The following is a 14,823-nucleotide window of genomic DNA, read 5'->3' as shown; positions in this document are numbered from 1 at the left end:
CTTCCTCAACTGTTCCGATTACTGGGGCGGTTTTTATTTTTCTTCGGACATAATGACGGTGATTTTTTTGACTATAATAAACGGGCGATAGCTTATAATGAATAAAAAAGGAGGCGTTAAAAATGATCCGAGTATTATTTGTATGTACAGGTAACACATGCAGAAGCCCGATGGCAGAAGCGATATTGAAAAATAAGAATATTGCGGGTGTTGAAGTGAAGTCCGCAGGTGTGTATGCTTCATCAGGCCAGGATGCTTCGCTGCATGCTAAAAATGTATTGGTTGAAAATGACATAGTGCATAATCATCATTCAACGCCCTTATCCAAGAAGGAAATGGAATGGGCGACTCATATTTTCACCATGACGGAAGGGCATAAATCGGTCATTACCCGGGCATACCCCAAAATGATCGATAAGACTTTTACTTTAAAAGAATTCATTATTGAGGATAAATATGATAGAGACATAATAGATCCGTTTGGCGGTTCTGAAGGCATTTACCGTGAAACGTTCAGGGAGTTGCAGGAATTAATAGAAGAATTAGAGAAAAGGCTTAAAGAATAAACGGGGTACATAATGTGGTCGCTGCAGTAAAAGATATTACTAAGCTTGTTGCCCGTCAATGCAAAGTGCAGGATCAAGGCAGTCCCAAGAAGTGGCTGCTATTGCAGAATAAGCATCTGCTGGAGCGGAAGAAGTGACGGCTACGACAAGTAAACAAGCGCTAGTCATGGAAAATGTCGAAAAATCGGCAATGGAACTTAAAGTGCAAGTGGAAAATGGTTAACAGGACCATTACCCGCTTTCACACTTGACATTTTACTGCAGGAAACCCGAGTTGGTTTCCTGCTTCTTTGCGGGGAAAAAGGATGGACATCCTTTATCTTTTCATAATTTTGTGACACAATAAAATCAAATGAAAAAGCTAGAGGAGGATTATGATGAAAGTTGCGATTGCTTCGGATCACGGTGGTATACATATTCGTGAAGAAATAAAGAATTTATTAAATGAGTTACAGATTCCATTTGAGGACTTTGGCTGTGAATGCAGTACGTCGGTGGATTATCCTGATTATGCTTTGCCGGTTGCTGAAAAAGTGGCGCGGGGTGAGTTCGATCGAGGCATTTTAATCTGTGGAACTGGAATTGGAATGAGCATTGCTGCCAATAAAGTTAAAGGAATACGATGTGCATTGGTTCATGATGTCTATAGTGCGAAATTGACCCGCCAGCATAATGATACCAATATGTTAGCGATGGGGGAACGCGTCATTGGCCCGGGTCTGGCCAGGGAAATTGCACAAACATGGCTGACTTCGGAATTTGAAGGCGGGCGTCATCAAAACAGGATCGGTAAGATTGCGGAGTATGAAGGTAAACATAGCTAATTCTTATGGTTTTTTGGAGAGACCCCTTTTCTACCGATAGCAAGTTTTCTTATTGAAAGGATGCGTTTTCATGACAAGTGATGCTACATTTTCAAATGAGCTTGAGATATGGGAAAACCAGTTTCGGGAACTTTTACATGAGTTTCAAGAACAGACAGCTTTAAAAGAGAAACAGCTACTGGTGATCGGCTGCAGTACAAGTGAAGTGATCGGGAAAAGGATCGGTACTGAAGGGACGCTCGATGTTGCAGGAATGATTTTTTCCGTAGTTAGGGATTTTCAAGGGAAAACGGGTGTTCAGGTTGCATATCAATGTTGTGAACATCTAAACAGGGCCTTGGTTTTGCAAAGAGAAACCGCGGTTCGATATGATTATGAAGAAGTTTCGGTTGTACCTGTAAGAACAGCTGGGGGATCGATGGCGACGTACGCCTACCAACAATGGAAAGATGCTGTCGTCGTCGAACATATTAAAGCAGATGCGGGGATAGACATTGGGGACACCTTCATTGGCATGCATCTGAAGCATGTGGCGGTTCCAATTCGCTCTGCCATTAAAGAAATAGGACATGCACATGTGACCATGGCAAAAACGCGTCCGAAACTGATTGGCGGGGAGCGGGCCGTTTATCAGGACATTTCTGATAACAAAAGTTGTACTTAATGGGTAAGTGGGACAGCATTTCTCGGATGGGGAATGCTGTTTTTTAATTGAATGCGAGCGAAATCGTAAAGCTCTTCACAAAAAAAACATTACTTTATAGTGCTAATAGAATGGTGATTTTGCTTATGAAATATAGGGTGAAAGAGCTATTTAGCATTATTTCGATGTTAAATACGAACGTTTTTAAATAAAAAAACATTTAACGTTCGATAAAATTAGACTATCACTTCTAAATTAGACATGTTAAAATGGAGTAGAATTTTCTAATAACTATTGGTAAGGCTTTTTCATGCTTTTTTGAAGGCATGTTGCACATAAATACTAAAAAGCGAATCACGCACAATTTGAGGAGGAATTACGGAATGAATCGTTTAGCAAAGCAAGATGAGCAAGTGTTTAACGCAATTCAACTGGAATTAGGGCGTCAAAGAAGTAAGATTGAGCTTATTGCTTCTGAAAACTTCGTGAGTGAAGCTGTCATGGAAGCACAAGGTTCGGTCTTGACTAATAAGTATGCAGAAGGATACCCTGGAAAACGTTACTATGGCGGATGTGAGTATGTAGACATCGTTGAAGATCTAGCACGTGAGCGTGCGAAAGAAATTTTCGGAGGAGAGTATGTGAACGTACAGCCTCACTCTGGAGCTCAAGCCAATATGGCCGTTTACTTTACTGTTCTTCAAACTGGAGACACGGTGCTTGGGATGAACCTTTCGCATGGAGGTCACTTAACACATGGAAGTCCAGTTAACTTCAGTGGTGTTAACTACAATTTTGTTGAATATGGTGTAGACGAAAAAGATCACCGTATCGATTACAATGATGTATTGGAAAAAGCGCGTCAGCACAAACCGAAATTGATCGTAGCGGGTGCAAGTGCATATCCACGGGAAATTGACTTCAAGCGATTCCGTGAAATTGCAGATGAAGTCGGGGCTTATTTAATGGTCGATATGGCGCATATTGCAGGTTTAGTTGCGGCTGGATTACATCAAAGCCCGATTCCTTATGCTGACTTTGTAACGACAACCACTCATAAAACACTTCGCGGACCACGCGGAGGGATGATCATCTGTAAAGAAGAATTCGGTAAGAAGATCGATAAATCCATCTTCCCTGGAATTCAAGGCGGTCCGTTGATGCATGTTATATCCGCTAAGGCTGTTGCATTTGGCGAAGCGCTTCAAGATGATTTTAAAGTATATGCACAACAAATCATCGATAATGCTAAACGCTTGGGCGAAGGTTTGAAGAAAGAAGGGTTCACCCTTGTTTCTGATGGAACGGACAATCACTTGATTCTTCTTGATGTGCGCTCTACTGGATTAACGGGAAAAATCGCAGAACATGTTTTGGATGAAATCGGTATTACCGTGAACAAAAATGCGATTCCTTATGACCCGGAAAAACCATTCGTAACCAGCGGTATACGTATTGGGACTGCGGCGGTGACATCACGTGGCTTCGGATTGGAAGACATGGATGAAATAGCTGCAATCATCGGACTTGTTTTGAAAAATAATGAAGACGCAGCTAAACTTGAAGAAGCAAAACAGCGTGTCGAATCATTAGCGAACAAATTTGAATTATATCCTTCATTGTAATTACGTAGCTGCTCCCTTTTAAAGGGAGCGGTTTTTTTGTATCTTATGGAAGGCCGGTGTTAGAAGAATCCGAATAGTGAAAATAGGTCTGACATCTAAACCTTTATTGAAGATTGAACCTTTTTTCTGTAAAATAGGTTGAAGTGAATTTTAAAAGACACGAAAATTTTTCTATTCGATTAGGGAAATCATAAAAAAGCGCAAAACTAAGCAATGGAATTGGAGAGATGCTAAATGGGAAAAGTTTATGTTTTCGATCACCCGTTAATTCAACACAAATTAGCCTATATACGTGATATAAATACAGGAACAAAAGAATTCCGTGAACTAGTGGATGAAGTTGCATCATTGATGGCATTTGAAATCACGAGGGATATGCCGCTGGAAGAGGTGGAAATCCAAACGCCTGTAAGCACAGCGAAAGTGAAAATGCTTTCTGGTAAAAAAGTGGGTATCGTCCCTATTTTACGTGCAGGCATAGGGATGGTGGACGGGATCATTAAGCTGATTCCTGCTGCAAAGGTCGGACATGTTGGACTTTACCGTGATCCTGAAACATTGAAACCGGTGGAGTATTATGCGAAAATGCCAAGCGATTTGGCTGAAAGGGAATGCATTGTCGTTGACCCGATGTTAGCCACTGGCGGATCAGCCATCGAAGCGATCCATTCCATTAAAAAGCGCGGTGCAGTCAATATTAAATTCATGTGTTTGATTGCAGCTCCAGAGGGTGTAGAAGCATTAAAAGAAGCCCATCCTGATGTTGATATTTATATTGCGGGTCTTGACGAAAAACTGAATGAACACGGGTATATCGTTCCAGGTCTTGGAGACGCGGGAGATCGTTTATTCGGCACAAAATAAGGAGAGAAACTGAGGTGTCACGAATGAATAAACCGATAAAAGTCATGACCATTTTCGGGACGAGACCAGAAGCTGTCAAAATGGCCCCCTTAGTACTCGAATTTCAAAAACACCCAGAATATTTCAAGCCGATCGTTGCTGTTACGGCTCAGCATCGCCAAATGTTAGATCAAGTTCTCGAACTATTTTCGATACAGCCGGACTATGACTTGGACATAATGAAGGAAAGGCAAACGCTTGCTGACATTACAACAAGAGCATTAAATGGTCTTGATTCAGTAATGAAGGAAGCCAAACCTGATATTGTTCTTGTACACGGTGATACAACCACAACGTTTGTCGCAAGTCTGGCAGCTTTTTATAATCAAATTGTCATTGGGCATGTAGAAGCAGGGCTGCGCACATGGAATAAGTATTCCCCCTATCCGGAAGAGATGAATCGGCAGCTTACAGGTACTATGGCAGATTTGCATTTTGCGCCGACTTCGAAAGCGGAGGAGAATCTGCTGAACGAAAACAAGAAGGATAATATCTTCGTAACGGGAAATACGGCAACCGATGCTTTAAAAACTACTGTACGTTCCACGTATTCCCATCCAGTTTTAAATGGACTTGGAGAAGACAGGCTCATTTTGCTTACAGCCCATCGCAGGGAAAACCTTGGCGAACCCATGAGGAATATCTTCAGGGCCGTGAAGAAAATCATTGCTGAGCATGATGACGTTCAAGTGGTATATCCTGTCCATTTAAATCCGCTTGTTCAGGAATTGGCAAACGAAATTCTCGGGGACGATCCGAGGGTTCATTTGATTGAACCGCTGGATGTATTGGATTTCCATAACTTCGCTTCAAGAGCCTATCTGATTTTGACAGATTCTGGAGGAATCCAGGAAGAGGCACCGTCACTTGGTGTACCTGTCCTAGTTTTAAGGGATACGACCGAACGTCCTGAGGGGATTGCTGCTGGAACCTTAAGATTGGCGGGTACTGATGAACAAAACATATATAATTTGGCACATGAATTGCTCACCGATCATGAGGTGCACGAAAAAATGTCCAAAGCTTCAAATCCATATGGGGATGGAAATGCTTCGGTCCGCATCGCTGAAGCCATCCGTTACTATTTTAAGCAAGCAGACATGCCACCAACTAGATTTGACTCATAAAAAAGGAAAAGCCATGCGCTTTTCCTTTTTTTATTTGCATACTCCAAGGTTGTTGAGAAAAGATAACAGCTAAGGGGATGATTATGTTGGGAAAGAAAACGTTCATAGTGTTTGTTTTCCTTTTTATATTTATTTATCAAAATGAAAAGGGATTGGCATCCGTCATTCTGCCGCCTTTACCAAAACTATCTGAATCTAAGGAAGTAACGGTTGTTGTCACGATGGATAAGGTGTTTCAACGAAAAAAAATCGAAAAACTGCTTGAGAAATATCCATCTCTTCAATTACGGAATGTTTATTCAGTTGCCCTGAAAGGATTTTCCGTTCAGGGGAAAATGAATGAGATAGAACAACTTAAAAAGGAGGATGAAATTCAGGCTGTAACGGAAGTAACCGTTTATCAAGCGGTGTTGGATAAAAGTGTCCCATACATAGGAGGAGGAAGGGTCAGGGGTTTCTTTGATAAGGAGAATCACCGGATCACCGGGAAAGGGGTAAAAGTAGGAATCATAGATACTGGAATCGATTATACACATCCAGATTTGCAACGTGCTTATAAAGGAGGGAAGGATCTGGTAGATGGTGATGAAGATCCGATGGAAACCAAAAATCAAGGCGACCTGGATACATTACATGGGACTCATGTGGCAGGCATCATTGCAGCCAATGGAAAAATGAAAGGCGTCGCACCAGAAGCGGAGATATATGCATATCGAGCTTTGGGACCAGGTGGTGCAGGAGATACAGACCAAGTCTTGATGGCTATTGAGTCAGCCATGAAGGATAGGGTGGATGTATTGAACCTCTCTCTTGGCAATAACATCAATGGCCCTGATTTACCTATCTCACTTGCGTTGAATAAAGCTGTGGAAAGCGGCATCGTTGCCGTGACATCCAACGGGAATTCCGGTCCTGCTGTATGGACCGTAGGCTCACCCGGAACAGCGGAAAAAGCGATTTCCGTTGGGGCATCGACTCCTCCCTTAAGGGTTCCGTATATGATTTACGGACTTGGGTCGAAAAAGCATCAATCGCATTTAACCGTGTTTCAAGGTTCTAAAAAATGGAACCTGACGTTTTCCGAGGATGTCATATTTGGGGGTCTGGGTAATGAAAAGGACCTGAAACATGTTCGGGATAAGATTGTGTTGATGGAACGTGGCACACTTACCTTCCAGCAGAAAGTATCCAATGCAGAGAAGGCAGGTGCAAAGGGGGTAATTGTTTATAATAATACAAGCGGGACCTTTACTGGAAGCTTGGAAAAAGAAATGAACATCCCAGCTGCTTCTATTAATAGAAGAGATGGATTACAGCTAAAGCAAATCATGGAGCAAGGGCAGAGCAAAACCGTTCAATTTGTTTATAAGAACGAGCAGGATAAGCTCGCAGATTTTAGCTCCAGGGGACCGGTAACCGTATCATGGGGAATAAAGCCTGACGTATTGGCACCGGGAGTGGAAATTGAAAGTACCATCCCTAAAGGATATATGTCCCTGGATGGAACAAGTATGTCCGCACCGCATGTTGCAGGAGCATGCGCCTTAATCCTGCAAAAACACCCCGAATGGAACCCGGAGCAAGTGAAATCTGCATTGATGAGCACTTCCAAACCATTGAGGAAATCTAAGAATCAATTGTATCACACATATGAACAGGGGGCTGGACGCATCCGGGTCGACGAAGCATTAAAAGCGGACACGCTCTTGAGTCCAAGCTCATTGTCTTTTGGGATGTATACGAAAAAAGAAGGAATTGAAGAGCATCATGAAACGATAGTCATAGAAAATACCGGAACGGAAATGAGGAAGTACTCTTTCATGGTTCCATTGAAAGAGACGGGACTTACTTGGGAATTGCCGAAATCCCTTACTTTGAATCCGAAGGAAAAAAAACGGATAAAAGTGGGGCTGCAGGTCAACCCAGCCGAGCTTAAAAAAGGAGTCTTTGATGGATACCTCATTATAATGGAAGGAACCAAAAGAATATCCCTTCCTTATTTATATGTAAAGGAAGAGCCTGATTACCCAAGGATAATGGGATTTGATTTTGGCCAAGGGGACCAGAAAGGCACATATCGATACGAAATGTACCTTCCGCGTGGGGCTGAAGAATTCGGTATTGCCCTTTATGAGGAAGATAGCTTGAAATTCGCTGGATATTTGGATTGGTCCAAATCGGCACCTTCCGGTTTGATCAAAAAAGATGTATTGAAAAAGAACTTGCCGCCTAAGGGAGTGTATAAAGCGATAATCTTTGCGAGAAAGGGTGGAAGGGAAGATCGGATAGAAAAGACGTTACTTATTGAGTGAATAGAGGATAATAAGTAAAATAAAATGGATGTCAATAGTATAAAAAAGATAATTTGTGAACAATTCGTTAATAATTACAAACCTGTGACAAATTTCACTAACCACTCATTGACATTGATTCTTGCCTATTGTATGCTAACTAAGGATGTAAAATGAGAGGGGTTTCATACGTTAATAACGTGTCAAATAGAAGCTAGTTTTTGACCTTCTATTTGGACTTGTTACGGGCAAATTCCCTAGCTAAACACAGATACTACAATATTTCTAGGGAGATTACATGACAAAATGCTAGAATTGGAAAAAATGTTCAATAGGCAGCTAAAATACATGTTGTATTTAATGGGTATTTATGTACTCGGGGTGGGCTTCACTTCACATGATTCAGTCTTCCAAGGATTATTGCTTGGAACAGCCTTCAGCCTATTTATATTCTGGTCAATGGTCAAAAAGAACAAAAAGTTCGCTCAAGAGGTTGCCGAAGGTAAGAAAACGCGCTCCCTTGGTAGTTTAACTAGAATGTCTGTAGCGGGTTTAGCTGCAATTATTGCATTGAGATATCCTGACGAGTTTCAAGTGGTCTGCGTGGTAGTGGGATTAATGACAGTTTACTTTGTCATTATGATAGATTATTTTATGCAAAACATACGTAGGTAGTAAAGAAGAGAGGTGAATACTGTTGAATCATGAAGCTCCTATGTGGGAATTTATGGATACTGGAATACATTTCAACTTGGCTAATGTTCTTATGATGACTATCGCAAGTCTCATTGTCTTCATTATTGCTGTAGCAGCAACTCGAAAACTTGCGATGAAGCCAACAGGAATCCAAAACTTTATCGAATGGGTTATGGATTTTGTGAAAAATATCATCAACAGCAATATGGATTGGCGTACGGGTGGTCAGTTCCTTATGTTGGGAATGACATTAATATTGTACGTATTTGTTTCAAACATGTTAGGATTGCCGTTCTCGATTGTAATAGGGCATGAACTTTGGTGGAAATCACCTACATCAGATCCAGCAATAACTTTAACCTTGGCAGTTATGGTAATGGGTTTAACTCATTATTATGGTATCAAGATGAGAGGCATGAAAAATTATGCCAAAACTTATGTCCAACCAATGGGTTTCTTGTTTCCGTTAAAGATTATTGAGGAGTTCGCTAATACGTTAACTCTAGGATTGCGGCTTTACGGGAATATTTATGCGGGTGAGTTACTATTAACTTTACTTGCTGGACTAGGAACAAGTGGTGTTGTGGGTGCAGCCACTGCTGCATTACCAATGTTAGCTTGGGAAGGATTTAGTATCTTTGTCGGCTCCATTCAAGCTTTTATCTTTACTATGTTAACGATGGTTTATCTTTCCCATAAAGTAAGTGACGACCATTAATTATAAATATTGTTCATTTTGAACATTATATTGATGAAAAAATAAAACAACATTTCAAGGAGGAAATTTATCATGACAGGTTCTTTAGGTCTTATAGCTGCTGCTATCGCAGTTGGATTAGGTGCACTAGGTGCGGGTATTGGTAATGGTCTTATCGTAGGGCGTACAATTGAAGGAATGGCTCGTCAGCCAGAAGCTCGTGGTATGCTTCAAACTACAATGTTCGTTGGTATTGCGTTAGTTGAGGCACTTCCAATCATCGCTGTAGTTATCGCGTTTATTGTAATGGGTAAATAAGATAACTTGAAAAAGTTCAATAATGGCGAAGATGATCCAAGGAGACCCTTCGCCATTGCTCTGTGTTAAAGTGAACATTTATGACAGTGATACTGTCAATCGAAAATACAGAACTTCAATAGTGAATCTCATGAAGGGAGTGAACCGAGCGTGTTAACAAGCAATTATGTTCTTGGTCAAGCAGCCCACTTTAATGGTGGGGATATCATATACCAGCTTGTAATCTTTATTATTTTGTTAGCGTTGCTTAAGAAGTTTGCATGGGGTCCGCTAATGGGCATCATGAAAGAACGTGAAGAGCATGTTGCGAATGAAATTGAAGCAGCTGAAGTTAGTAGAAAAGAAGCACTGAAATATTTAGAAGAACAGCGTGAAATCGTAAAACAATCTCGCACTGAAGCGGGACAACTTATAGAGAATGCTAAGCAACAAGGCGAAGCACAGCGCGAAGATATTATTAATCAAGCGCGTGCAGAGGCTGAACGTGTTAAAGAATCAGCAAAACGTGAAATCGTTCAAGAGAGAGAAAAAGCAGTTGCCGCCTTACGCGAGCAAGTAGCTTCATTATCTGTTATGATCGCCTCTAAGGTGATTGAGAAAGAACTTTCATCAGCTGATCAAGAAAAACTAATCAATGAATATATTCAAGAGGCAGGAGAAGGTAAATGAGCGATATAACTGTAGCAGGACGTTATGCTGTAGCTCTTTTCCAAATTGCGAAAGAGCAAAATCTCATTAACCAACTTGAAGAAGAGCTTCGCATAGTGAATGACGTTTTCACAAATGATAAAGAGCTATTAAACTTCTTGGCTCATCCTAAAATGACTAGCGATGCAAAAAATACATTGCTTGCAAATGCATTTGCAAGTCTTTCGTCTTCCGTTCAAAATACTGTAATGTTAATGGTGGAGCGTCATCGTACAGGTGAAGTGACTGCTATGGCACAAGAGTTCATTGAACTTGCGAATGAAGAAAATTCAGTTGCGGACGCGACTGTTTATACAGTTAATCCTTTAACTGAAGCTGAAGCGGAAGCTGTGTCTTCAGCTTTTGCTGCAAAAATCGGCAAACGTCATTTGCGTATCACTAATGTTACGGATAGCAGTATTCTTGGCGGCATCAAACTTCAAATCGGTAACCGTATTTATGACGGAACGATAAGCGGGAAGCTTGATCGCCTTAGCAAACAACTATTAGGTTAATATTCACAGATAGGGGTGAAATTCATGAGCATCAAAGCTGAAGAAATCAGTGCGCTGATTAAAAAGCAGATTGAAAACTATCAGTCGGAAATTAAAGTAAGCGATGTAGGTACAGTAATCACTGTTGGTGATGGTATCGCTCGCGTTCATGGTTTAGATAATGCAATGGCTGGGGAGCTCTTAGAATTTTCTAATGGTTCAATGGGATTGGCACAAAACCTTGAGCAAAATAACGTAGGTGTTGTTATTCTTGGACCATTCAGAGACATTCAAGAAGGCAGTGAAGTACGCCGTACTGGCCGTATCATGGAAGTGCCAGTTGGAGAAGAATTAATCGGACGTGTCGTGAATCCGCTAGGACAACCATTAGATGGTCTTGGCCCAATCGCTACAACAAAAACTCGTCCAATCGAAAGCCCTGCTACAGGTGTTATGGACCGTAAATCTGTTCATGAGCCATTACAAACAGGGATTAAAGCAATCGATGCTCTAGTACCAATCGGACGCGGACAACGTGAGTTAATCATTGGTGACCGTCAAACTGGTAAAACATCAGTTGCGATCGATACAATCCTTAACCAAGCTGACCAAGACATGATCTGTATTTATGTTGCTATTGGTCAAAAAGAATCAACAGTTCGTGGAACAGTTGAGACACTACGTAAAAATGGTGCACTAGATTACACAATTGTTGTATCTGCATCAGCTTCTCAACCAGCACCACTTTTATACCTAGCTCCATATGCTGGTGTGACTATGGGTGAAGAGTTCATGTTCGCTGGCAAGCACGTTTTAGTGGTATATGATGATCTTTCTAAACAAGCATCAGCATACCGTGAACTTTCCTTGCTTCTTCGCCGTCCTCCAGGTCGTGAAGCATTCCCTGGGGATGTATTCTACTTGCACTCCCGCTTACTTGAGCGTGCAGCTAAATTGAATGACACTTTAGGTGCCGGTTCAATTACTGCGCTTCCATTTGTTGAAACACAAGCAGGCGATATCTCTGCTTACATTCCAACAAACGTTATTTCCATCACAGATGGACAAATCTTCTTACAATCTGATTTGTTCTTCTCAGGTGTACGTCCTGCGATTAACGCTGGTCTTTCCGTATCCCGTGTTGGTGGATCTGCACAAATTAAAGCGATGAAAAAAGTTGCTGGTACATTACGTCTAGACTTAGCTTCTTATCGTGAATTGGAAGCATTCTCCCAATTCGGTTCTGATCTTGATGCTGCTACTCAAGCAAAACTTAACCGTGGTGCTCGTACAGTTGAAGTTCTTAAGCAAGATCTAAATAAACCAATTAAAGTTGAAAAACAAGTCATGATTTTCTATGCATTGACTAAAGGTCATCTAGATGATATTCCAGTATCGGATATCCTTCGTTTTGAAGAAGAATACTATGTGTTCCTAGATCGTTCTCATCCAGAATTATTAGATCACATTCGCACAACTAAAGGTCTTCCTGAAGACGCTGCTATCGTTGCTGCAATTAACGAGTTCAAAAAGAACTTCGTTATTTCTGAATAATAAGGTCTAACTAATTTATAAAGGGTGGTGAGAATGAATGGCCTCTTTACGCGATATTAAGTCTCGGATTACTTCAACGAAAAAGACGAGTCAAATTACAAAAGCGATGCAGATGGTATCTGCTTCTAAAATGAACCGTGCTGAAGCTAATGCTAAAGCATATGTTCCATATATGGAAAAAATTCAAGAAGTAGTATCAAGTATTGCGAACGGAAGTACGGGTGCATCTCATCCAATGCTTGTCTCACGTCCAGTGAAGAAAACCGGTTACCTGGTAATCACATCGGACCGCGGATTGGCAGGTGCATACAACAGTAGCATCCTTCGCCACGTTCATAAAACTATTCTTGAACGCCATAAATCCAATGATGAGTTCGTCATTATCGCAATCGGAAGGGTTGGCCGTGATTTCTTTGTCAGCCGTAATATGCACGTAGAGCTTGAAGTAACTGGGGTTCCCGATCAGCCGTCTTTCGCTGACATTAGCTCCCTTGCTAAATCAACAGTGAATTTGTATCTAAATGAACTGTGTGATGAGCTTTATATGTACTATAACCATTATGTCAGCCCAATCCAGCAGGATGTAACGGAAACGCAAGTCCTTCCTTTAGCTGACTTTGATACTTCCAATGCAGCATTGACTTCTTATGAATTTGAACCGAATGCAGAAGAAATTCTTGAGGTATTACTACCTCAGTACGCAGAAAGTTTAATTTATGGTGCTTTGTTAGATGGTAAAGCAAGTGAGCACTCTGCACGTATGACTGCAATGAAAAATGCAACCGATAATGCGAAAGAATTGATCGACTCGCTTTCATTGCAATATAACCGTGCACGTCAGGCCGCAATTACTCAAGAAATCACGGAAATTGTTGGCGGTGCAGCAGCTTTAGAATAAAATCATTAACGGGGACGGTCGGCCCGAACGAAGCTTGGCCGTTCCATAATCTCGATAGTCGTTATAAGCAACGTTAGGAGGGAAAACGATGAATATAGGACGCGTTACTCAAGTTATGGGTCCGGTTGTTGACGTGAAATTCGAAGACGGACAACTTCCTAAGATCTATAACGCGTTAAGAATCGAAAATACAGCGTCTGGTACAGGACTAACTCTTGAAGTGGCCCTTCAACTAGGTGATAATACAGTTCGTACTGTAGCAATGTCTTCCACTGATGGTTTAACTCGTGGTGCAGAGACTGTTGATACAGGAGCTCCAATTTCCGTTCCTGTAGGTGAAGTAACTCTAGGCCGCGTTTTCAACGTATTAGGGGAAAACATTGACCTATTTGAACCACTTACAGCAGAGGTGCGTCGTGATCCAATTCACAGACAAGCACCAACTTTTGAGGACTTATCAACAACAGTTGAAATTCTTGAAACTGGTATTAAAGTAGTAGATTTACTTGCACCTTACATCAAAGGTGGTAAAATCGGTCTCTTCGGTGGTGCTGGTGTTGGTAAAACTGTACTTATCCAAGAACTTATTAATAACATCGCACAAGAGCACGGCGGTATTTCAGTATTCGCTGGTGTAGGTGAGCGTACTCGTGAAGGAAATGACCTTTTCTACGAGATGACTGATTCTGGTGTTATTAAGAAAACAGCGATGGTATTCGGACAAATGAACGAGCCACCAGGTGCACGTATGCGTGTAGCTCTAAGTGGTTTGACAATGGCTGAATATTTCCGTGACGAACAAGGACAAGACGTTCTTTTCTTCATCGATAACATCTTCCGTTTCACTCAAGCAGGTTCAGAGGTTTCTGCCCTTCTAGGCCGTATGCCTTCAGCGGTAGGTTACCAACCAACCCTTGCTACAGAAATGGGTCAATTACAAGAACGTATCACATCAACTAATAAAGGTTCTGTTACATCTATTCAAGCGATCTATGTACCTGCTGATGACTATACGGATCCGGCTCCAGCTACAACTTTCGCTCACTTAGATGCAACAACTAACCTTGAGCGTAAACTTTCTGAAATGGGTATCTACCCAGCAGTTGATCCATTGGCTTCTTCTTCTCGTGCTCTTAGCCCAGAAATCGTTGGAGCTGAGCACTATAAAGTAGCTCGTCAAGTTCAATCAACTTTACAGAAATATAAAGAACTTCAAGATATTATTGCGATCTTGGGTATGGACGAGTTAAGCGAAGACGAAAAAGTAATCGTGCAACGTGCTCGTAGAATTCAAAACTTCTTGTCACAAAACTTCCACGTGGCTGAACAATTTACTGGTCAAAAAGGATCTTATGTACCAGTTAAAGAAACAGTCCAAGGATTCAAAGATATCCTAGCTGGAAAATATGACGAACTTCCTGAAGATGCTTTCCGTCTAGTTGGCCGCATCGAAGAAGTTGTTGCTAAAGCAAAAGAAATGGCTTAATTAAAGGGACCTAG

General features: G+C 41.4%; 16 protein-coding genes. All 16 read left to right on the top strand.

The window, feature by feature from the left end:
- Positions 1-122 precede the first annotated feature (122 nt).
- The 16 genes from FNK51_RS02255 (at position 123) to atpD (ending at position 14,809) form a co-directional block, all read left to right on the top strand.
- The gene (locus FNK51_RS02255) at positions 123-566 is read left to right on the top strand and encodes a low molecular weight protein arginine phosphatase (RefSeq protein ID WP_141992312.1); all 444 of its coding nucleotides are present in this window, start codon (positions 123-125) and stop codon (positions 564-566) included.
- Between the two features lie 14 nt (positions 567-580).
- On the top strand, positions 581-703 hold the full coding sequence (locus tag FNK51_RS27040; protein ID WP_286178544.1) for a hypothetical protein: 123 nt from the start codon (positions 581-583) through the stop codon (positions 701-703).
- Positions 704-943: 240 nt separating this feature from the next.
- Positions 944-1,390: a ribose 5-phosphate isomerase B gene (gene rpiB / locus FNK51_RS02250; protein ID WP_034315832.1), complete on the top strand. Its 447-nt coding sequence runs from the start codon at positions 944-946 to the stop codon at positions 1,388-1,390.
- Between the two features lie 70 nt (positions 1,391-1,460).
- Entirely contained in the window at positions 1,461-2,054 is a 594-nt protein-coding gene (locus FNK51_RS02245; RefSeq protein WP_098370193.1) for a TIGR01440 family protein, read from the top strand.
- A gap of 362 nt (positions 2,055-2,416) precedes the next feature.
- Positions 2,417-3,658, top strand: coding sequence for a serine hydroxymethyltransferase (locus FNK51_RS02240; RefSeq protein ID WP_053536892.1), 1,242 nt, complete (start codon positions 2,417-2,419; stop codon positions 3,656-3,658).
- A gap of 234 nt (positions 3,659-3,892) precedes the next feature.
- A complete protein-coding gene (upp, locus tag FNK51_RS02235) occupies positions 3,893-4,522 on the top strand; it encodes a uracil phosphoribosyltransferase (RefSeq protein ID WP_034315825.1) in 630 nt (209 codons plus the stop codon).
- A 23-nt stretch (positions 4,523-4,545) separates the two neighbouring features.
- Positions 4,546-5,688 carry a non-hydrolyzing UDP-N-acetylglucosamine 2-epimerase gene (gene wecB / locus FNK51_RS02230; protein WP_141992311.1) on the top strand — a complete coding sequence of 381 codons (1,143 nt, stop codon included), beginning with the start codon at positions 4,546-4,548 and terminating at the stop codon, positions 5,686-5,688.
- Between the two features lie 83 nt (positions 5,689-5,771).
- Entirely contained in the window at positions 5,772-8,000 is a 2,229-nt protein-coding gene (locus FNK51_RS02225) for a S8 family serine peptidase (RefSeq protein ID WP_286178543.1), read from the top strand.
- 285 nt (positions 8,001-8,285) lie between these two features.
- Positions 8,286-8,654: an ATP synthase subunit I gene (locus FNK51_RS02220; protein WP_063234155.1), complete on the top strand. Its 369-nt coding sequence runs from the start codon at positions 8,286-8,288 to the stop codon at positions 8,652-8,654.
- A gap of 22 nt (positions 8,655-8,676) precedes the next feature.
- On the top strand, positions 8,677-9,393 hold the full coding sequence (gene atpB / locus FNK51_RS02215) for a F0F1 ATP synthase subunit A (protein WP_076368353.1): 717 nt from the start codon (positions 8,677-8,679) through the stop codon (positions 9,391-9,393).
- A gap of 72 nt (positions 9,394-9,465) precedes the next feature.
- Positions 9,466-9,690 (top strand): F0F1 ATP synthase subunit C, encoded by a 225-nt coding sequence (gene atpE / locus FNK51_RS02210; RefSeq protein WP_034315818.1) that lies wholly within the window; start codon positions 9,466-9,468, stop codon positions 9,688-9,690.
- Between the two features lie 150 nt (positions 9,691-9,840).
- Positions 9,841-10,359 (top strand): F0F1 ATP synthase subunit B, encoded by a 519-nt coding sequence (gene atpF, locus FNK51_RS02205; protein ID WP_098370190.1) that lies wholly within the window; start codon positions 9,841-9,843, stop codon positions 10,357-10,359.
- Positions 10,356-10,892, top strand: a complete 537-nt coding sequence (locus FNK51_RS02200) for a F0F1 ATP synthase subunit delta (RefSeq protein ID WP_141992310.1) — start codon at positions 10,356-10,358, stop codon at positions 10,890-10,892. The genes atpF and FNK51_RS02200 overlap by 4 nt, the downstream gene beginning before the upstream one ends.
- Before the next feature lie 24 nt (positions 10,893-10,916).
- Positions 10,917-12,425, top strand: a complete 1,509-nt coding sequence (gene atpA / locus FNK51_RS02195; RefSeq protein WP_034315812.1) for a F0F1 ATP synthase subunit alpha — start codon at positions 10,917-10,919, stop codon at positions 12,423-12,425.
- A gap of 37 nt (positions 12,426-12,462) precedes the next feature.
- Positions 12,463-13,323, top strand: a complete 861-nt coding sequence (locus FNK51_RS02190) for a F0F1 ATP synthase subunit gamma (RefSeq protein WP_098370188.1) — start codon at positions 12,463-12,465, stop codon at positions 13,321-13,323.
- An 88-nt stretch (positions 13,324-13,411) separates the two neighbouring features.
- Complete coding sequence (gene atpD / locus FNK51_RS02185) at positions 13,412-14,809, top strand: F0F1 ATP synthase subunit beta (protein WP_034315806.1); 1,398 nt, start codon at positions 13,412-13,414, stop codon at positions 14,807-14,809.
- The last annotated feature ends 14 nt before the right edge of the window (positions 14,810-14,823 follow it).

Source organism: Bacillus sp. B4EP4a, assembly GCF_006680105.1.
GTDB lineage: Bacteria > Bacillota > Bacilli > Bacillales > DSM-1321 > Peribacillus > Peribacillus simplex_E.
This window is presented reverse-complemented; position numbering and strand designations above follow the sequence as displayed.

Bases quoted from the DNA above. Each gene is read 5' to 3' on its own strand.
- FNK51_RS02255 (WP_141992312.1), top strand. From the start codon at position 123: ATGATCCGAGTATTATTTGTATGTACAGGTAACACATGCAGAAGCCCG.
- rpiB (WP_034315832.1), top strand. From the start codon at position 944: ATGAAAGTTGCGATTGCTTCGGATCACGGTGGTATACATATTCGTGAA.
- FNK51_RS02245 (WP_098370193.1), top strand. From the start codon at position 1,461: ATGACAAGTGATGCTACATTTTCAAATGAGCTTGAGATATGGGAAAAC.
- FNK51_RS02240 (WP_053536892.1), top strand. From the start codon at position 2,417: ATGAATCGTTTAGCAAAGCAAGATGAGCAAGTGTTTAACGCAATTCAA.
- upp (WP_034315825.1), top strand. From the start codon at position 3,893: ATGGGAAAAGTTTATGTTTTCGATCACCCGTTAATTCAACACAAATTA.
- wecB (WP_141992311.1), top strand. From the start codon at position 4,546: ATGAATAAACCGATAAAAGTCATGACCATTTTCGGGACGAGACCAGAA.
- FNK51_RS02225 (WP_286178543.1), top strand. From the start codon at position 5,772: ATGTTGGGAAAGAAAACGTTCATAGTGTTTGTTTTCCTTTTTATATTT.
- FNK51_RS02220 (WP_063234155.1), top strand. From the start codon at position 8,286: ATGCTAGAATTGGAAAAAATGTTCAATAGGCAGCTAAAATACATGTTG.
- atpE (WP_034315818.1), top strand. From the start codon at position 9,466: ATGACAGGTTCTTTAGGTCTTATAGCTGCTGCTATCGCAGTTGGATTA.
- FNK51_RS02200 (WP_141992310.1), top strand. From the start codon at position 10,356: ATGAGCGATATAACTGTAGCAGGACGTTATGCTGTAGCTCTTTTCCAA.
- atpA (WP_034315812.1), top strand. From the start codon at position 10,917: ATGAGCATCAAAGCTGAAGAAATCAGTGCGCTGATTAAAAAGCAGATT.
- FNK51_RS02190 (WP_098370188.1), top strand. From the start codon at position 12,463: ATGGCCTCTTTACGCGATATTAAGTCTCGGATTACTTCAACGAAAAAG.
- atpD (WP_034315806.1), top strand. From the start codon at position 13,412: ATGAATATAGGACGCGTTACTCAAGTTATGGGTCCGGTTGTTGACGTG.